The sequence below is a fragment of the Candidatus Puniceispirillum marinum IMCC1322 genome, assembly GCF_000024465.1.
GTDB classification, from domain to species: domain Bacteria; phylum Pseudomonadota; class Alphaproteobacteria; order Puniceispirillales; family Puniceispirillaceae; genus Puniceispirillum; species Puniceispirillum marinum.
The window spans coordinates 1,357,014-1,375,652 of the sequence record NC_014010.1; the positions used below are offsets into that span (position 1 = coordinate 1,357,014).

16 protein-coding genes and 2 tRNA genes are annotated in these 18,639 nt (G+C 49.0%); 13 read left to right on the forward strand and 5 right to left on the reverse strand.

The genetic code is table 11. The features are described from left to right. Positions 1–20: 20 nt before the first annotated feature. Together gltB and SAR116_RS06320 are read right to left on the reverse strand one after the other, a co-directional pair. Positions 21–4,568 (reverse strand): glutamate synthase large subunit, encoded by a 4,548-nt coding sequence (gltB, locus tag SAR116_RS06315; RefSeq protein ID WP_013046110.1) that lies wholly within the window; start codon positions 4,566–4,568, stop codon positions 21–23. Positions 4,569–4,570: 2 nt separating this feature from the next. Beyond that, positions 4,571–6,022, reverse strand: a complete 1,452-nt coding sequence (locus tag SAR116_RS06320) for an NAD(P)-dependent oxidoreductase (RefSeq protein WP_013046111.1) — start codon at positions 6,020–6,022, stop codon at positions 4,571–4,573. Between the two features lie 320 nt (positions 6,023–6,342). Here SAR116_RS06320 and SAR116_RS06325 point away from each other — a divergent pair, with 320 nt between their 5' ends. Further along, positions 6,343–7,149, forward strand: a complete 807-nt coding sequence (locus SAR116_RS06325; protein ID WP_013046112.1) for an undecaprenyl-diphosphate phosphatase — start codon at positions 6,343–6,345, stop codon at positions 7,147–7,149. A 33-nt stretch (positions 7,150–7,182) separates the two neighbouring features. Here SAR116_RS06325 and SAR116_RS06330 read toward each other — a convergent pair whose 3' ends face one another. Then, positions 7,183–8,163, reverse strand: coding sequence for a complex I NDUFA9 subunit family protein (locus tag SAR116_RS06330; RefSeq protein WP_013046113.1), 981 nt, complete (start codon positions 8,161–8,163; stop codon positions 7,183–7,185). Between the two features lie 242 nt (positions 8,164–8,405). Between SAR116_RS06330 and SAR116_RS06335 the strand changes: the two genes are divergently transcribed. The 6 genes from SAR116_RS06335 to SAR116_RS06360 all read left to right on the forward strand — a co-directional run bounded on the left by SAR116_RS06335 (position 8,406) and on the right by SAR116_RS06360 (position 12,203). Next, positions 8,406–8,492: transfer RNA gene (locus SAR116_RS06335), tRNA-Leu, on the forward strand. 83 nt (positions 8,493–8,575) lie between these two features. After that, positions 8,576–9,187 carry a ribonuclease D gene (locus SAR116_RS06340; RefSeq protein ID WP_013046114.1) on the forward strand — a complete coding sequence of 204 codons (612 nt, stop codon included), beginning with the start codon at positions 8,576–8,578 and terminating at the stop codon, positions 9,185–9,187. Between the two features lie 51 nt (positions 9,188–9,238). Next, entirely contained in the window at positions 9,239–9,901 is a 663-nt protein-coding gene (lptC, locus tag SAR116_RS06345; RefSeq protein ID WP_013046115.1) for an LPS export ABC transporter periplasmic protein LptC, read from the forward strand. Between the two features lie 39 nt (positions 9,902–9,940). Next, positions 9,941–10,747, forward strand: coding sequence for an LptA/OstA family protein (locus SAR116_RS13245; RefSeq protein WP_013046116.1), 807 nt, complete (start codon positions 9,941–9,943; stop codon positions 10,745–10,747). A 38-nt stretch (positions 10,748–10,785) separates the two neighbouring features. Next, positions 10,786–11,568 carry an LPS export ABC transporter ATP-binding protein gene (lptB, locus tag SAR116_RS06355; RefSeq protein WP_013046117.1) on the forward strand — a complete coding sequence of 261 codons (783 nt, stop codon included), beginning with the start codon at positions 10,786–10,788 and terminating at the stop codon, positions 11,566–11,568. A gap of 170 nt (positions 11,569–11,738) precedes the next feature. Next, positions 11,739–12,203 carry a PTS sugar transporter subunit IIA gene (locus SAR116_RS06360; protein ID WP_013046118.1) on the forward strand — a complete coding sequence of 155 codons (465 nt, stop codon included), beginning with the start codon at positions 11,739–11,741 and terminating at the stop codon, positions 12,201–12,203. An 87-nt stretch (positions 12,204–12,290) separates the two neighbouring features. On the opposite strand, the gene SAR116_RS06365 is transcribed toward SAR116_RS06360, so the two are convergent. Next, a tRNA-Ala gene (locus SAR116_RS06365) sits at positions 12,291–12,366 on the reverse strand. 123 nt (positions 12,367–12,489) lie between these two features. Continuing rightward, positions 12,490–12,900 (reverse strand): TIGR02300 family protein, encoded by a 411-nt coding sequence (locus SAR116_RS06370; protein ID WP_013046119.1) that lies wholly within the window; start codon positions 12,898–12,900, stop codon positions 12,490–12,492. Positions 12,901–13,230: 330 nt separating this feature from the next. Here SAR116_RS06370 and aroA point away from each other — a divergent pair, with 330 nt between their 5' ends. The 6 genes from aroA to SAR116_RS06400 all read left to right on the forward strand — a co-directional run bounded on the left by aroA (position 13,231) and on the right by SAR116_RS06400 (position 18,631). Continuing rightward, positions 13,231–14,571, forward strand: coding sequence for a 3-phosphoshikimate 1-carboxyvinyltransferase (gene aroA, locus SAR116_RS06375; RefSeq protein ID WP_013046120.1), 1,341 nt, complete (start codon positions 13,231–13,233; stop codon positions 14,569–14,571). Further along, positions 14,568–15,197 (forward strand): (d)CMP kinase, encoded by a 630-nt coding sequence (gene cmk, locus SAR116_RS06380; protein ID WP_013046121.1) that lies wholly within the window; start codon positions 14,568–14,570, stop codon positions 15,195–15,197. The genes aroA and cmk overlap by 4 nt, the downstream gene beginning before the upstream one ends. Before the next feature lie 268 nt (positions 15,198–15,465). Beyond that, a complete protein-coding gene (gene rpsA, locus SAR116_RS06385; protein WP_013046122.1) occupies positions 15,466–17,163 on the forward strand; it encodes a 30S ribosomal protein S1 in 1,698 nt (565 codons plus the stop codon). 147 nt (positions 17,164–17,310) lie between these two features. Further along, on the forward strand, positions 17,311–17,589 hold the full coding sequence (locus SAR116_RS06390) for an integration host factor subunit beta (RefSeq protein ID WP_013046123.1): 279 nt from the start codon (positions 17,311–17,313) through the stop codon (positions 17,587–17,589). 13 nt (positions 17,590–17,602) lie between these two features. Further along, complete coding sequence (locus SAR116_RS06395; protein WP_013046124.1) at positions 17,603–17,953, forward strand: LapA family protein; 351 nt, start codon at positions 17,603–17,605, stop codon at positions 17,951–17,953. Positions 17,954–17,977: 24 nt separating this feature from the next. Then, complete coding sequence (locus SAR116_RS06400; protein WP_013046125.1) at positions 17,978–18,631, forward strand: phosphoribosylanthranilate isomerase; 654 nt, start codon at positions 17,978–17,980, stop codon at positions 18,629–18,631. Positions 18,632–18,639: the final 8 nt, after the last annotated feature.

Genomic DNA, 18,639 nt, shown 5'->3' on the forward strand with positions numbered 1-18,639 from the left:
AGCGCGGCCTAAATCACCATTTAGGCGGTTTGCTCGAGCGTCAGCTCATGATCTATGGGCTTGCCTAGCGAAGGAATAATTTCGGTTGGCACAACCTGCCAGAAATTTCCAATCTCGGAATCCCACTCATTCAGCAAGCGCAAAGCAAGAGCCGATTCAGTCTGTTTGGCATGATCTTCAACCAAGCCACGAAGCTTATCCGCCCAATGGGCATTGGAAATACGAACAATTTCAAGGGTTGCCGGATTAACCCGGTCGCGGAAGCTACCTGCCTTGTCATAGATAAAGGCCATACCGCCTGTCATGCCCGCCCCGAAATTATTGCCAACTTCACCAAGGATAACAACATCACCGCCTGTCATATATTCACAAGCATTCGAGCCGCTACCTTCAACAATGGCTGTGGCACCCGAATTACGGACACATAGGCGTTCGCCAGCCCGGCCGGCGGCATAAAGCTGCCCCGAGGTCGCGCCGTAAAGAACCGTGTTACCAATAATTGTGTTCTCGCTGGCATTATAGGTAACCGATCCAGCTGGCCGGACCACGATCATACCACCAGACAGACCCTTACCAACATAGTCATTCGCATCACCAATCACATCAAGGCGCAGTCCCTGGGTGGCAAAAGCACCAATCGATTGCCCCGCCGACCCACGAAGCCGGACTGAAATATGCCCAGGCTTTAGACCCGTCATGCCGAACCGGCGCACGATATGCGATGACAAGCGTGTGCCAATCGCGCGTTGGGTATTTTCGATATTGTAGGAAAGCTGCATTTTTGACCCATATTCAAGTGCCCGGCTGGCATCTTTTACCATCAAGGCATCGAGTGTGTCCGGCACTTCGGTACGCGGTTTGTCACGCGCACTAATTTCGTCCTTATCCGCATCAGCACGGACAAGAATTGGATTCAAATCCAGATCGTCAAGCGCCGCATCGCCCCGGCTTACCTGGCTTAGCAAATCTGTTCTGCCAATAACATCTTCAAGCGAGGTAAAGCCAAGTGACGCCAAAATTTCGCGCACTTCTTCGGCTAGATGTGTGAAGAGCTGGACAACTTTTTCTGGCGTGCCTTCAAATTTAGCACGCAGATCATCACGTTGCGTACATACCCCGACCGGACAGGTGTTTGAATGGCACTGCCGTACCATGATACAGCCCATGGCGATCAGTGATGACGTACCAATGCCATATTCATCAGCACCCAGCATTGCCGCCATAACAATATCACGACCTGTTTTCAAACCACCATCGGTACGCAAAACAACCTTGTTGCGCAAATCATTCATCGACAGCACCTGATGCACCTCGGACAGACCCATTTCCCATGGCAAACCAGCATATTTGATCGAAGATTGCGGGCTGGCACCAGTGCCACCGCCATGACCCGATACCAGAATGGCATCAGCCTTGGCCTTGGCAACACCAGCGGCAATCGTACCGATACCTGTTGACGCCACCAGCTTGACGCATACTTTTGCATCAGGATTAATCTGTTTGAGGTCATAGATAAGCTGTGCCAGATCCTCAATCGAATAGATATCATGATGCGGTGGCGGTGAAATCAAAGTTACACCTGGCGTTGCATGACGCAAACGGGCAATCAAGCTATCAACTTTAATGCCTGGCAATTGCCCGCCTTCACCCGGTTTTGCACCCTGTGCGACCTTGATTTCGATTTCCTGACAATTATTCAGATACTCAGCGGTGACCCCAAATCGGCCTGATGCAATCTGTTTGATCGCACTTGACGGATTGTCACCATTGTCACGAAGTTTGAAGCGTGCAGGATCTTCGCCACCTTCGCCGGAGTCCGACTTTGCCCCAATGCGGTTCATCGCAATCGACAGGGTTTCATGCGCTTCAGGGCTTAGGGCACCAAGCGAAATACCAGGTGACACCAACCTTTTGCGGATATTGGTGATTGATTCGACACTTTCGATCCCAACGGCTTCACCACCCGGTTTGAAATCCATCAAATCGCGCAAATTCACTGGCCCCTGACCATCAACAAGGCTGGAATATTTCTTCCAACTTGCAAAGGAACCCGTATCACAAGCATGCTGCATCGCATGGATCATCTGGCCATCAAAAGCATGCCGTTCACCAGATTTACGGAACCGGAAAAATCCACCAACAGGTAGCGTTACATTATCATGCGCAAAGGCTTTTTGGTGCATATCCAGAATGCGGGTACGAATACCAGTCAATCCAAGACCGGACACGCGTGACGTCATGGTAGGAAAATATTTGGCTACCAACGCACGCGACAGACCGAGTGCCTCAAAATTATAGCCACCGCGATAGGAGGCAATAATAGAGATGCCCATCTTCGACATGATTTTCAGCAAGCCGTCTTCAACAGCTTTACGGTAATTACCAACCGCATCATTAACGGTTAAATTCGGCAGCAGGCCACGTTCATGACGTTCGGCGATCGCTTCTTCAGCGATATACGCATTGACCGTTGTGGCACCAACACCGATCAAAACGGCAAAATGATGCACATCAAGACATTCACCCGAAGCCACATTAACCGAGGCGAACGTCCGTAATTGCTGGCGTACCAGATGCGAATGAACAGCACCTGTTGCCAGTATCATAGGAATAGCAATGCGCGTTTCAGAGGCCGCACGGTCCGTTAGCATGACATGTTCACAGCCTGACCGAACCGCTTCTTCGGCTTCTGCCTGAATACGTTCTATAGCCGTGGTGAAATTATCTGCTTCGCCTTCTGCATCAAAGGTACAATCAATATGCGTTGCCTTCTTTCCAAGATGCAGACATAGAGCATCCCATTCAGGAATCGTCAGTACCGGAGAATTAAGCAACAGATGATCACATTGTGTTGGTGACTCATCAAGAATATTACCAAGATTACCCAACCGGGTGCGCAAGCTCATCACATGGCGTTCACGAAGCGAATCGATCGGCGGGTTTGTGACCTGAGAAAAATTCTGCCGGAAGAAATGATGCAAACCACGATAGCGACTCGATAGCACCGCAAGCGGCGTATCATCACCCATGGATCCAATGGCTTCTTTGCCCGTTTCGGCCATGGGTTGGAGGACAAGTTCCATGTCTTCCATAGTCCAGCCAGCCATCATCTGGCGGCGGCGGGCATCCATCACTGGCAAGCGTTCTGAGCTCTTACCATTAGCCTTTGCCAGCACCATATCCATCTGCTCGGCGCGGCCAATCCACTTGCCATAATCATTCTGGTTAGCCATCACGTCTTTTAATTCATCATCACGATACAGCTTGCCTTCGGCTAGATTGATTCCGATCATCTCGCCTGGTCCAAGACCACCGCGCTCAAGAATGTTGGCGTCAGGCACAACGACCATACCTGTTTCAGACCCTGCAATCACCAGACCGTCATTGGTTACGACATAGCGCATTGGGCGCAAACCATTTCGATCCAGACCTGCGATAACCCAGTTATTAGCATAAGCGGCGATTGCCGCCGGACCATCCCATGGCTCCATAACAGAATTACAATAGGCATAGAGTTGGGCACGTTTACTGGTGCCACTGACATCAATGGCTTCAGGGATCATCATGGTTTTCACCATCGGCAAAGCACGACCCGCATGACCCATGAGCTCGAATACAGCATCCAGTGCCGATGAATCCGAACTGCCTTTGGCAATCACCGGTTTCAGATCTCCGATCATATCGCCAAACAGATCAGATTCCATGCGGTCTTCATGGCACGTCATCCAGTTCTGGTTACCCCGGATCGTATTGATCTCGCCATTATGCGCAAGCACCCGAAATGGTTGTGCCAATTTCCATGTTGGCATGGTGTTTGTCGAATAGCGCTGATGATAAATCGCAAAAGATGAAATAAAGCGTGTGTCCAGCAAATCAGGGAAGAAGGCCGTGACCTGTTCGGCTAGGAACATACCCTTATAGATGATCGAACGGCTTGAAAGCGAACAGATGTAAAAGTCACTGATCAATTCATTCAATGCGGCCTTTTCAATACGGCGGCGGACAAGATAAAGCTGAATTTCAGCTTCTTCTTCGGACATATCGGCTGGCATAGAGAACATAATCTGTTCAATTTCAGGACGCGTTGCATTGGCTTTGTCACCAAGCGCCTGAATATCAACCGGCACTTGACGCCAGCCATAGATAGAATGGCCAAACGCCAGAATTTCCTGTTCAACAATACAGCGGCATCGTTCCTGAGCCGCAAGATCTGTACGGGGTAAAAACACCATACCTACGGCTAGCCGACCACCATCATCGTCATGTCCCGTACGGGCGATATGTTCAATAAAGAAATCGCGCGGAATTTCGATATGAATACCAGCACCATCACCTGTCATACCATCAGCATCAACGGCACCACGATGCCAGATTGCCTGTAAAGCTTCGATAGCGGCATCAACAACAGCACGATTTGGCTTGCCATCACGGGTTGCAACAAAACCAACACCGCAAGCATCATGCTCCATCTCAGGGGCATAAACACCAGCTTCGGTGAGTTTGGCCTCATTTGCCTTGCGACGGGCAATGAAGGCGTCTGCATCAAAGTTTTTGTTATATTGTGACATTATTAGCTCCCTGATCCAGCGCGGCGTGGCGCATTGGCCTCTGCCTGCTGCATGATCCACGCATCAATCTGTTCAGCTGCATCGCGCCCATCGCGGACACCCCAGACAACCAAAGACGCGCCACGCACAATGTCACCAGCGGCAAATACACCCTGCTGACTGGTCATCATGGTTTTCCAATCAATGCTGATCGTGCCCCATTTAGACACGCTCAATCCATCATCACCAAACATCTTTGGCATATCCTCTGGATCAAAACCAAGCGCTTTGACGACCAGATCAGCCGGCATGTCATGCGAAGATCCGTCAATGACTTGTGGCACCTGGCGTCCGGTTGCGTCTGGTTGACCCAAATGGATTGACTGGGCTTGTACTGCCGAAACCTTATCATCACCTAAAAAGGCCTGTGGCGCTGAAAGCCATTTGAAAACAACACCCTCTTCTTCAGCATTCTGCACTTCACGCTGTGACCCCGGCATATTCGCCTTGTCACGACGATACAGGCAACTGACCGATTTGGCTTTCTGGCGAATGGCGGTACGTACACAATCCATCGCCGTATCACCGCCACCGATTACAACGACATTTTTGCCTTCAGCATTGAGGCGGCCATCATCAAAAGCAGGCACTTCGTCACCAAGGCTTTTGCGATTTGAGGCGGTCAGATAATCAAGCGCTGGCACAATGCCATCAAGTCCACTTCCCGGCGTGCTGATGTCACGGGCTTTATAAACCCCCGTTGCCACCAGAACTGCATCATGCTTTTTGCGGATATCGCTGAAGGTTATGTCAGACCCAATATCAACATTAAGATGAAAATGCACGCCACCATCACGAAGTAATTGACCACGGCGCTCAACAACTGATTTTTCCAGCTTGAAACCGGGGATTCCGTAAATCAGCAGGCCGCCGATTCTGTCGTAACGATCATAGACATGCACCTGATAGCCACGGTGGCGCAACATTTCGGCTGCCGCCAGACCGGCTGGTCCGGCACCGATGATACCAACCGATTCGTCAAGCTCAACGCGCGGCGCGGCGGGCTTGACCCACCCCTCGGCAAAGGCTGTTTCGGTTATATGTTTTTCAACCGCACCAATGGTGACTGATTCGAAACCCTTTTCAATGACACAACTACCTTCACACAAACGATCCTGCGGGCAAATACGACCACAGATTTCGGGAAAATTATTGGTTTGCGAGGATAATTCATAGGCCTCCTGCATCCGCCCTTCGGCAGTCATCATCAACCAATCCGGTATGTTATTATGCAAAGGGCAGTTCGTTTGGCAGAATGGCACACCACATTGTGAACAGCGTGATGCTTGGGTTTCAGCTGCCTCTACATTGAAATCGTCATAGATTTCGTCAAAATCGGCAACCCGGGCATCGGCCTTGCGCTTTGACGGCATGGCTTTTTCAGTTACCACAAATTTCAACATTTTTGATGACATCTCTGCCTCCTGTAATTCCGACACAATCGGGCGCCACGCTGTGACAGCGTACGCCGCAGAATAAAAAGTCAATGATTGTTACCTTTTTATACCTAGTATTTGACAAATCGTCAAGCAATGTAGGTAATTAGCCTTGATATTCTTTAATTTAGTCTCAATACGGTACTATTATGATAACAGCGGTGGTGAGTTGCGAAATAAAGGCAAATTCGATAAGAACAAACATGAAAGTCCGGTGCGGCCGGGTCGATTACTCTGCAATTGCGTTTCAGACCGCCATTATGAGCAGATATGGCCATAAAATAGAGAAGCCTTAACCAATGCCCATTTTTATGATCATTCTTGTAGCACTTGTACAGGGCGTAACTGAATTTCTGCCCATATCATCTTCCGGGCATCTGGTTTTGATTCCGGTTCTAACCGACCAGCCCTATCAAGGACGAACAATCGATGTCGCCGCGCATGTTGGCACCTTCTTTGCGGTTCTGTTTTTTTTGCGCGCTGACATTACACGCATCATCATCGGCATCCTTAGTTTTGGTAAACATAACCCAAATGATGCCCGTTTTGGTCTGATGCTGATGGCAGCCACAATACCTGTTATTGGTGCGGGGTTTTATGTCAATTATGCCAACTGGAACTGGCTAACAATGATTGAAACGCTGGCATGGTCAAATCTGCTCTTTGCGATGCTGTTGTGGGGTGCGGATCGCTATGGAGTGGCGCTAAAGAATATGGATGATGTGCGTTTTTCATCTGCCATATTCATTGGCCTGACACAGATTTGCGCGCTGATTCCCGGTGCATCGCGTTCAGGTGTCACCATGACAGCGGCGCGGATGTTAGGCTTTGACCGCATTACCGCGGCACGGTTTTCATTATTGTTGTCTTTGCCAACGATCGCTGGCGCAGGCATTCTTAAAACCCATGATCTGATCAAAGATGGCGATCTCGCGCTGGGAAGCGACGCGGCGCTGGTGGCTTTGCTTTCGGGTCTGATGGCGTTCCTTGCCATGCGGGCAATGATGGCGTGGCTAGCGCGCGCCAATTTCAATATTTTTGTATATTACCGGCTGATTCTTGGTGCCGTTTTGCTATGGGCAATCCAGAATCATATGATCGCATAGCCAGTCATTGTCTGGTATCACTTCACATTAAAATCAGCGCGAAAACTGGCCACCCGGACGAAACCGTGCAAGATAGCTTGGCAAAATCGCATCCATGCTGGTCGGCGTGATACCCATAGCCGCCAAACCAAGAGCATTCTTGGCAACAATATTGTCGATCTTCAATAGCTTGACCTGATCGACCGTAATGGGCGGTGATGGCAATAACCCAGCAAAGATAGCGCCAAAAGACATCAAGCTCAGTGGCACAGGTATCAGCAAACGCCGACGGCGAATTTGCAGTAAGGTGATTTCCATCAACTGCCGAAATGAATAGATATCAGGGCCGCCTAGTTCAAAAAACTTGCCACGCGGATTTATCTTTGTCTTGCCTATACCAATGCTGGCTTCAATGGCGGCGACAACATCCCCAACATAAACCGGCTGCATCCGCATCGTACCACCCCCAGGCAATGGCAAGGCTGGTGCCGTCAACGCCATATTAGCAAAGCGGTTAAAGAAACCGTCACGGGGGCCAAAAACAATTGACGGGCGCAGAATAACGGCATCTGGAAATTCGTTATGCAAGCCTGCTTCGCCAGCTGCTTTAGTACGCGCATACAGACTAGGGGAGTCCGCATCCGCACCGATGGCCGAAATATGTACAACATCAGCTACATCATTTTGACGCGCCAGCATGCCAATCTTGCCTGGCAATTCACCCTGCAGGGCCTCAAAGCGCTGGCTACCTGTTTCCGCAAGAATACCCACAAAATTAATGACCGCATCAGCTGGCTTTATAACCGAGGCCAGTGTTTCATCATTTAATGCATCGCCTGATACCAGTGTGATCTGACCAACATCACCCATCGGCTTTAGATATTTGGCGCGCTCAGCATTCCGGCATAAAACAATGACACGCATTTTAGCACGCGCCAGCATTTCAACCGTAGCGCGCCCGATAAAGCCTGAACCACCAATTACTGTCACTGTCTTTTGCATATCATCACTCTTGAATTTAATCACTTTAGCCATTTTGACAGGCTAGTGCTCTGCTATATTATAAACCCATGCGCGCTGAAAATGGTCTATCCCCCATATGTACAATGGCGAGAGCCAAAGCAACAAGCAAAAACCGGTGCAGAAAAGCAATGAAAAACAAAAGCTGTCATTATACCGTCAAAATCCAGCCTATCCTCGGGGAAATTGTTTGACAGTTAGGCTTTTAAGACTATTCTCTCGCACTTATTCGCAGCAGAATAATGATGTTGATAAATGCCCAGGTGGCGGAATTGGTAGACGCGCTGGCTTCAGGTGCCAGTGGCCGCAAGGTCGTGGAAGTTCGAGTCTTCTCCTGGGCACCATTTACAGTTGGTATCTGTATCCGCATACTGATTCAGAAATATCCAGCCGGAATAATTAATGCAGAACGAGGCAGGTAATAGCGATGGCCGTTAACATCTATAAAGACGATCTACCTGCCGATATTGACCTCGGTTCGATTGTCGCTATAGATACCGAAACAATGGGTTTGAAAACCCAGCGTGATCGCTTGTGTCTGGTGCAATTATCTAGTGGTGACGGCAATGCGCATCTGGTTCAGATTGCTCAGCCAGCCAAGCCAAGCCCTGTTCTAGCGGCTTTACTTGCTGACCCTGCGGTAACCAAATTATTCCATTTTGCGCGTTTTGATCTCGCCGCTCTGATCCATTATATCGGCGCTGTCGAAGGCGATATTTACTGCACTAAAATCGCCTCAAAACTAGCCCGCACCTATACTGACCGACATGGGCTCAAAGAATTATGCCGCGAGCTGTTGCAGATTGATATTTCCAAACAGCAACAATCATCAGATTGGGGTGCTGAAACCCTGACCATTGATCAGCAGAATTATGCGGCTGGCGATGTTTTATATCTTCATGCGATCCGCGAAAAACTCTCATATATGCTTGAGCGTGAAAACCGCATGGCGCTGGCCAATGCCTGTTTTGGCTTTTTGCCTGAGCGTGCACAACTTGATCTAATTGGCTTTGGTGATGTGGATATCTTCCACCATTAAGTAATTTTACTAAGTCATCTTATGGTCATTAGGGAATTCAGAGGACTTTGAATGGCATCTGATAATAATGATACATACGACAAGAAGCTTACGCGCTTTACGCCAAAAAAGCGCGCTTCGTCTGCTAAAAAATCCACCCTCTTGCGCCCTAGCGTTCTTTTAACCGGCGCCGGATTAACGACGCTTGCTGCCGCTGTAGGATGGTTGGGTCTTTATACCAAAACCAGTGATGTCCGCGTCAGTATTGCCAATATCGAAGTGGCTGATGATGGCGGCACACAATTGACTGGCGCACGTTATAAAGGCACGACAAAAACAGGCAAGACCTATGAAATCAACGCCACAAACGCTGTTGAACAAAATAATGGCAGTGGCATTATCCAACTATCTGAACCCACAGGCTTTATTACCCAGTCTGACGGGGGTCGTATAAATATTTCAGCATTGAATGGTGCGTTTTCGCAAACTGATAATCTAGTCGATCTCACAGGCATGGTTGTTCTTAAGCAAACAAAACAAAACGTGATTATGACAACCGAGGCGTTAAGCGCCAATATCGATGCTGGTGAAATGCAATCCGATTTGCCTGTCGAAGTTGTTTCACCTGACGCGCACATAACGGGACAGAATATTCGCGTCACCGATCATGGAAACGTCATGATGTTTGGTGGTACAAGTAAAATGGTTTTGCATAATGTGAAGACAATCAACTAATCTGGCAAAGCCCCAGTCAGTGCATGAACAGGATATGTTATGAAGGTTTTAAATTTTTTATTGCGACATTTTGCGCTATTTGCGTTGCTGCTTGTCATGAGTCCCGGACTGTTATCAATAGCCAATGCACAAGACAAACAAGCCGAGACCCAAACCGCACCGGTCACGATTGAAGCCTCAGATTTTCTGGAATGGGATCAGAATAAAGGGCTTTATCTAGCCGAGGGCGATGCCATAGCCGTGCAACGTGATATGCGTATCTCGGCAGATCGTCTAGAAGCAAATTATGATCCGGAACAAGCTGGGCGCGAAATCAATTTGATGACCGCAACGGGTAATGTTTTTTTTATTGATGGTGAAAATACCGCAACTGGCGCACGGCTTGTCTATGATCTCGTATCCAGCACTTATTCGGTGTTTGGCAAAAATGCAAAAGTCACCAGCCCACGTGGCGTCATGACAGCAACTAAAAAGATTATCTATGACGAGTCCAACCCCACAAAAGCAAAAATCAATGGCATTGGCAAAGCTAATTATACAGCCGATGATGGGCGTGTCATTTCTGGTGATGAAATTATCGCCTTTACCAATGAAAACGGCGACCTGCAAACGCTTGATGCCATCGGCAATGCCTATGTACGTACTGTCGATAACCAGACAGCTACTGGCGACAAGGTTAATTACGATTTCAACACCTCCATTGCCATACTGACAGGTAATGTTGAACTGATCGAAGGCCAGAATGTCATGCGTGGGTCGCGGGCTGAAGTTGATTTTAATAGTGGTGTCAGTCGGCTTCTATCTGATGGTCAGGGTGGACGCGTGACCGGCATTATGGTTCAATAACAAAATGATTTTGGGTATGTGCTTAAAGGTTCCACATAATGGATAAATGGTCTAACCAAGATGGGTTTCCCCCATCAGCACCACGGCTGGTAAATCAGAATGCTGGTTTGCAGGCAACGGGTATAGGCAAAAGCTTTGATCAGCGGCGCGTTGTTCGCAATGTTACACTTAGCTTACAGCGTGGTGAGGCTGTTGGCCTGTTAGGGCCAAATGGTGCTGGCAAAACCACAACCTTTTATATTCTGGCAGGGTTGCTGGCAGCGGACGAAGGTAGCGTTCAAATTGACGGCCAGAATGTGACGAATATGCCGGTCTTTCAACGGGCCCGGCTCGGCATTGGTTATCTGCCACAAGAATCAAGCATATTTCGTGGTCTAACCGTCGAACAGAATATTCTAGCCGTGCTTGAAACACTGGATGAACCAGAAACTGATCGTGCATCAATGCTTGATGATCTGATGGCTGAATTTGGCATTACGCATCTTCGCAACACCCCGTCTATCAATCTATCCGGCGGCGAGCGGCGACGGCTTGAAATTGCTCGTGCTTTAGCCGCACGTCCAACATTTCTGCTGCTTGACGAGCCACTTGCTGGCATTGACCCCATAGCGTTGGGAGAAATCCGCGGCCTTATCCGCCAGCTTCAGGACCATGGGCTCGGTGTCCTGATTACCGACCATAATGTCCGTGAGACGCTCGATGTTGTTGACCGTGCCTACATCATCCATGATGGCGCTGTCATGATGGAAGGCAGTCCTGAAGAAGTTGTTCAGCATAGCGGTGTCCGTGAAGTCTATCTTGGCGAACGCTTTAGCCGCTAGCATTAAGATCAATTATCCTTCTTGTGTGAAGATTTCAAAACATAGTCTTGACAGGAAACTTTGGCACTACTAGGTTGCGCGACTTCTGGCACCCCTGACGATCCAGATAAACAAATTTTTATATGTTTTTGACAGGCTCATAGCCGCTTTGCACCTAGACAGGTTTTTAAATGACAGACGGTAGTTTTATCGAGCAGCAACAGATACTTGTTGGTCTCAAAGTGAACAGCAAGAAACACCTGATCGAAGCGTTATGTGCCGAGGCTGCCAAAGCGCATAAAATCGAATCACGCGATTTATGTGCGGCGGTGATGAAGCGTGAACGACTTGGTAGTACGGGTGTGGGTAATGGCGTGGCTATCCCGCATGCCGCGATCAATTCTGTTGATGAGCCAATCGCTGTGATGGCTATTCTTGATAGCCCCGTCGCCTTCGACGCCGCTGATGGGCGAGATGTTGACATTGCCTGCCTGGTGATTGGCCCAGAAGCTAGTGATCAAGCTCAACTTCAGATGCTATCATCCGTTTCACAGGTGCTTCGTAAGGCGACAAACTGTTCCAAACTGCGTGCAGCGCAGACCGCAGCTGAAGCGTTGATGGCCATTCAAAACATCACGCAATCCAAAGCAGCATAATCCATATTCATTTAAAGACAGCATGTTGCCAAAACAAAACCCCGAATCAGCTTATAAGGGCTGAGACGGGGTTTTGTTTAGGTGATTTGGTGGAGCTAAGCGGGATCGAACCGCTGACCTCTACAATGCCATTGTAGCGCTCTCCCAGCTGAGCTATAGCCCCTAATCCAAATCATGTTTGCCGCAACTGCTTGCGGCCGCGCATGTGTATCGCAGGCGCCGGTGTTGGCGCAAGCAAAATTTAGCAAACACACGTAATTCATCTGATAAATCAGAAAAAAAGGTGCTAGTTCTCATCTCCATCGTCAAGATTTGGAAGCAACTCATCATCTTCGGTGATTTCATCCTGAATGATGCCTGGCCCATCAGCGTCTTCGGCGGCGTTATCTTCCTCTTCATAATCAAGAGTTTCGTCATCTACACCAATGCCAGTAGCTTGCCCAGTATTGGCTTCATCACCATCTTCATCATCATCATGGATGTTTTCATCCTGATCTTCCACATCATCCAGCTTTGCTGTTTGCACTCTGCTAGCAGCCGACTTTACAGCGCTTCGCCCTTTGCGGCTGGTAAGTAAATTTTCAATACTGAATTCAGTGGAACAACCAGGGCAAATAATAGGTGTTCTTTTGAAATCATAGAATTTCATACCGCATGACAAACAAGCACGCTTTATTCCAAGATCTGCTTTAGCCATTCCTACTTACCCTTTGCATATTTTATTACAGGTGGTCACACAAATTTTGAACTACGGATTTGATACAATTTACTGAGCCTGTCAAAACAAATTTTTAATCATCCGGCATTTTTATTACTTCTTGCCTAAACAGCGTGAACTGAAACGTTCACATGTTTCTAAACACAATTTCCATGCTGATCAGAAATTTATATTTTTGTCGTGATCTATGCGGCCATATTTGCGTCACACGTAAACATGATGCTATATGATGCTTTGCTTAACACTGAGATGGCAAACTGTGCCATGAAAGCACATTATCAACCCCTTATTTGGCCGCAGGATAAAGACATGTCGATGCAGACAAATCTTAGTTTATCATCACAAAGAACAGACAATCTTGCTGGCATAATTGATGTGCCTGGCGATAAATCGATGTCACATCGATCTTTGATACTTGGTAGCTTGGCTATCGGCACGACCAAGGTAACTGGCTTGCTAGAAGGTGCTGATGTGCTGGCAACCGCCGATGCCATGCGCGCTCTTGGCGTCGATATAACCCGCCATGATGATGGTACCTGGGTGATTGTAGGGCAAGGGCTGCATGGCCTTGTTGCACCTGAAACGGCGCTGGATCTTGGCAATTCTGGTACCGGTGTTCGTCTGCTTATGGGCGTCGTTGCGGGACAGGCCATCACCGCAACATTTACCGGTGACGCCTCGCTTAGCGTTCGCCCGATGGCGCGCATCACCGATCCGTTGCAGCAAATGGGAACCCATGTCGCGAGCCGTGATGGTGGCCTGCTTCCGGTGACAATTACCGGTCAAAGCGAGCCAATGGCAATCAGCTATGAAAGCCCGGTAGCATCAGCCCAGATTAAATCAGCTATTTTGCTTGCTGGTTTGACAGCGCGCGGTGACACCGAAGTCATCGAGCCACATGCGTCACGCGACCACACTGAAAGCATGCTTCGTCACTTTGGCGCCACCGTCGAACAGACAGTTCGGGATGATGGCACACACCATGTCCAGCTTCATGGCGGCGCGCAACTGATTGCAGCAGATATTGCGGTACCGCGCGATCCCTCATCCGCCGCCTTTCCCATGGTTGCTGCATTACTGACCAAGGGTAGCGATATCACCCTGCCCTCGATCGGCATGAACCCGCTTCGTACTGGTTTGATTACGACTTTGATCGAAATGGGTGGCGATATCAGCATACTCAACCCCCGTGATGAAGGCGGCGAACCCGTGGCAGATTTGAGAGTCCGCCACAGTGATTTGCATGGCATTAATATACCAGCTGAACGGGCTGCGTCGATGATTGATGAATTCCCGATCCTGTCGGTCGCCGCAACACAGGCATATGGCACGACGATTATGAATGGCGTTGCCGAACTTAGGGTAAAGGAAACTGACCGGATCAAGGTTATGGCTGATGGCCTCATTGCCGCTGGTGCCATTGTTAGTTATGACGATGACACAATGACCGTGACAGGCGGCCCAATTGCAGGCGGGATGACTGTCAACTCACAACATGATCACCGAATCGCAATGTCATTTCTGACTCTAGGTCTGATTTCAAACGCTCCAGTTAGCGTTGAAGGATGCGAAACCATCCATACAAGCTTCCCTGATTTTGCCAAGATCATGCAGAATGCAGGCGCTAACATCGCCGAAACTGGTTCATGATTATCGCTGTTGATGGATCCGCCGCCAGCGGCAAAGGCACGCTTGCCAAACGCCTTGCGGCATATTTTGACCTTGCTCATCTCGATACTGGCGCATTGTACCGCATGGTGGGACTTGCCGCACTGGAACAGGGGCTAGATGATAAAAATATCAATGAACTTCAAGCTGTTGCTATAACAAGCGCCCTTGATCTTTCGGTCACACCTGATGATAGAATTCGCAATGATACGGTTGCAGAGATGGCGTCAATTGTTGCTGCTATGCCACCTGTACGTGCCTGCTTGCTTGACCTGCAACGCCACTTTGTCGCGCATCCCACTGCCGCAGGTGGTGCCGTTCTTGATGGCCGTGATATAGGCAGTGTCGTTCTGCCAGATGCGGATTATAAATTCTTTGTAGATGCCGATATTGATGTGCGCGCAGAACGCCGCACCAAAGAGTTGCATGATAACGGACAATCCGTTATGTTCCGCCACGTTCTAGAGGATATGAAGGCACGGGATCAGCGAGATCGCAATCGCGATATCGCCCCGCTGGTGGCAACATCCGACGCTATTGTCATTGATACGTCTGACAAAGACGCAGATATGGTGCTGGCATTGGCATTGGCACATATAGCTGGATAATCTGGAACATCGTCAGACAGGATGGCATCCGAACGCCACCTGTTTGTAAAAATGGCTTTAACTTTTGCTGGTACGGATCAACTGATCGCCACAAAAACCCGGTTAGAGTTTCATCGCATATCATGCCCCTAAAGCATGGCTAAACGATGGAATTGTTCGGCTAATTCGGCCCTCAAACCAGCTGAGGCATTATACCGGCGTAATTTGTTTCGTGTGTCGAAACACCGGTAGGCGATGGACGGAGATATTTTTGACACCTACAAATGTAATGGCAGCAGACGCTGCAACTGAAAACTTTGCCGACCTTCTAGCTGAAAGTTTTGGCAAAGACACCAATATTGAGGGCTCTGTAGTCCGCGGTTTCGTAGTAGAAATCGAAGGCGACGCGGTGCTTATTGATGTTGGATTGAAATCCGAAGGCCGCATCCCACTAAAAGAACTTGTTAGCCCCGGACAGGAAGCCGATGTAAAAATTGGCGACGAAATTGAAGTTTACGTTGAGCGTATGGAAGACCGTAATGGTCAGGCCGTGCTCAGCCGTGACAAGGCACGCCGCGAAGAAGCCTGGAGCGTACTCGAAGCATCATTTGAGAAGCAAGAGCGTGTTACCGGTATTATCTTTGGCAAGGTCAAAGGCGGCTTTACCGTCGATCTTTCAGGCGCGACCGCCTTTTTGCCAGGTAGTCAGGTTGATATTCGCCCGGTGCGCGATCTTGGCCCATTGATGGGTTCACCACAGCCATTCCAGATTCTGAAAATTGACCGTCGCCGTGGCAACATCGTTGTATCGCGTCGGGCGGTTCTGGAAGAGTCTCGCGCCGAAGCCCGCACCGAATTGGTATCCAACCTTCAAGAAGGTCAGGTGTTACAAGGTGTGGTCAAGAATATCACTGATTATGGTGCGTTCGTTGATCTTGGCGGCGTTGACGGTCTGCTGCATGTTACCGATATAGCATGGCAGCGTATCAGCCATCCTTCGGAAGCCTTGCAGATTGGTGAAACCGTTGAAGTACAGGTTATCCGCTTTAATGCAGAAACCCAGCGTATCTCGCTTGGTATGAAGCAGCTTCTGTCTGATCCTTGGGAAAATGTCGAAGGCAAATTCCCGATCGGTGCCAAGATGGAAGGCCGCGTTACCAACATCACCGATTATGGTGCCTTTGTTGAGCTTGAAGCTGGCGTCGAAGGTCTTGTCCATGTCTCCGAAATGAGTTGGACCAAGAAGAATGTTCATCCTGGCAAGATTGTATCAACCAGTCAGCAAGTCGAAGTTATGGTTCTGGACGTTGATCTGTCTAAGCGCCGTATTTCACTTGGCCTCAAGCAGTGCACAGGCAACCCGTGGGAAGACCTGAGTACCGCACATCCTGCTGGTTCAGAGATCGAAGGCGAGATCCGCAACATCACCGAATTTGGTCTGTTTGTTGGTCTTACTGAAGAAATCGACGGCCTTGTGCATCTATCTGATATCAGCTGGGACGTTACGGGTGAAGCTGCACTTGAAGGCTTCAACAAAGGTGACATGGTCAAAGCCAAGGTTCTGGATATTGATACTGATAAAGAGCGTATCTCGCTTGGAATCAAGCAACTTACGGATGATCCATTTGCTGGTCAGGCTGACAATTACCGCAAAGGTGAAGTTGTCACATGTATCGTGTCGGCTGTATCCGAAAATGGCCTCGATGTGACAGTTGGTGATGCCATGACTGGCTTTATCCGCCGGGCTGATCTTAGCCGTGAGCGTAACGAACAGCGTGCTGACCGTTTTGCCGTTGGCGAGAAGGTCGATGCTGTCGTTACCAATCTTGATAAGAAGTCACGCAAACTGACATTATCGATCAAAGCACGCGAATCTGCCGAAGAAAAACAGGCAATGGCTGACTTTGGTTCATCAGATAGCGGCGCAAGCCTTGGTGATATTCTGGGTGCCGCGCTGGCAAAGCGTGATACCACAGACGATAAGTAAAATATGTGCGCAGGCGACCCCGGTTGCCTGCGCGCTGACTATAATTCCCAATTACAAATTTTGTTTCAAACATGAGTTGACCCCGCGTGAGTGAACAGGCATCCTAACTTAGTTAAAAATGTATGTATTAACAATGGAGTGGGTGGCGTGACACGGTCTGAACTAATTGCCCGTATGGCAGCAAAAAATCCTGCCTTGTATCACAGAGACATTGAACGTTTAGTCGGAACAATCCTAGATGAAATAAGTGGCGCTTTGGAACGTGGAGATCGCGTTGAACTTCGTGGCTTTGGCGCCTTTTCGGTTCGTCATCGTAAAGCGCGGATAGGCCGAAACCCAAGAACAGGTACAAGCGTACAAGTGGCTGAAAAGAAAGTACCTTTTTTCAAAATGGGCAAGGGAATGCGTGAGCGTCTAAACCGCTAATTGGAAGAAGTTCATGAAAATGATTACCCGTTTTCTGTGGGTTGTAATCACCGTCGCAATAGGTTTGTTCGCGGTATCATTTTCAACGTCCAACGCTTCGCCTGTTGAGCTGGCTTTATGGCCCTTTGATATAACCTTAACCGCGCCAATATGGCTTGTATGTCTCATAAGCCTTGGTATTGGCTTGGCATTGGGCAGTGCGGTGATCTGGCTTCAGCTTCTTACGATTCGCGCCCGCAAATGGCGTTTACAACAAAATTTCAACAAACTTGAAAAAAAATACGCAGCACTTGTTGAAACCCAGACTTCTGAAGCCACATCAGAAATAGCTAACAAAACACCGTTGATGAAAATGGTTGAATAACCCGAACGACCCAAGGATAGTTTGATGCCGCGTGCTGATGTAAAAATTTGCGGGATTGCAACAGCCGCTGATTATGATGTCTGCGCCAGAGCTGGCGCGCGCTGGATCGGCATGGTGTTTTTTCCGAAATCATCAAGGCATCTTTCCCTTGAAGTGGCGGCCGCTCTAGCCAATCACGCAGATAGCTATACAGGTGACCGCCCAGAACGCGTAGCCCTGACCGTGGACATGGCAGATGATGCGCTAGACGCCGTCATTCAGGCCAGCCGACCTGACTATATCCAGTTACATGGCAATGAAACACCCGATCGTGCCAAAGCCATCAAGGCACGTTTCAATGTCTCCATCATCAAGGCCTTGCGAATTGGCACGGCATCCGATCTGGATGTCTGTTCCACATGGGACACTATTGCTGACTGGCTGCTTCTTGATGCCAAATCTGCTAGCAGTGATATGCCAGGTGGCACCGGCCACAGTTTTGACTGGCGTTTGCTGTCCAGCTATAAAGGCATGTCCAACTGGATGCTGGCGGGTGGGCTGAAACCAGACAATGTTACCGAGGCTATCAGCATGACTGGCGCCCGGGCACTTGATGTATCTTCAGGCGTTGAGTCGGCGCTAGGTAAAAAAGACCATGGCCTAATTCGTAGCTTTATTCGCGCAGCAGAAATGGGCTAAAATAGCTG

Bases quoted from the DNA above. Each gene is read 5' to 3' on its own strand.
- gltB (WP_013046110.1), bottom strand. From the start codon at position 4,568: ATGTCACAATATAACAAAAACTTTGATGCAGACGCCTTCATTGCCCGT.
- SAR116_RS06320 (WP_013046111.1), bottom strand. From the start codon at position 6,022: ATGTCATCAAAAATGTTGAAATTTGTGGTAACTGAAAAAGCCATGCCG.
- SAR116_RS06325 (WP_013046112.1), top strand. From the start codon at position 6,343: ATGCCCATTTTTATGATCATTCTTGTAGCACTTGTACAGGGCGTAACT.
- SAR116_RS06330 (WP_013046113.1), bottom strand. From the start codon at position 8,163: ATGGCTAAAGTGATTAAATTCAAGAGTGATGATATGCAAAAGACAGTG.
- SAR116_RS06340 (WP_013046114.1), top strand. From the start codon at position 8,576: ATGGCCGTTAACATCTATAAAGACGATCTACCTGCCGATATTGACCTC.
- lptC (WP_013046115.1), top strand. From the start codon at position 9,239: ATGGCATCTGATAATAATGATACATACGACAAGAAGCTTACGCGCTTT.
- SAR116_RS13245 (WP_013046116.1), top strand. From the start codon at position 9,941: ATGAAGGTTTTAAATTTTTTATTGCGACATTTTGCGCTATTTGCGTTG.
- lptB (WP_013046117.1), top strand. From the start codon at position 10,786: ATGGATAAATGGTCTAACCAAGATGGGTTTCCCCCATCAGCACCACGG.
- SAR116_RS06360 (WP_013046118.1), top strand. From the start codon at position 11,739: ATGACAGACGGTAGTTTTATCGAGCAGCAACAGATACTTGTTGGTCTC.
- SAR116_RS06370 (WP_013046119.1), bottom strand. From the start codon at position 12,900: ATGGCTAAAGCAGATCTTGGAATAAAGCGTGCTTGTTTGTCATGCGGT.
- aroA (WP_013046120.1), top strand. From the start codon at position 13,231: ATGTCGATGCAGACAAATCTTAGTTTATCATCACAAAGAACAGACAAT.
- cmk (WP_013046121.1), top strand. From the start codon at position 14,568: ATGATTATCGCTGTTGATGGATCCGCCGCCAGCGGCAAAGGCACGCTT.
- rpsA (WP_013046122.1), top strand. From the start codon at position 15,466: ATGGCAGCAGACGCTGCAACTGAAAACTTTGCCGACCTTCTAGCTGAA.
- SAR116_RS06395 (WP_013046124.1), top strand. From the start codon at position 17,603: ATGAAAATGATTACCCGTTTTCTGTGGGTTGTAATCACCGTCGCAATA.
- SAR116_RS06400 (WP_013046125.1), top strand. From the start codon at position 17,978: ATGCCGCGTGCTGATGTAAAAATTTGCGGGATTGCAACAGCCGCTGAT.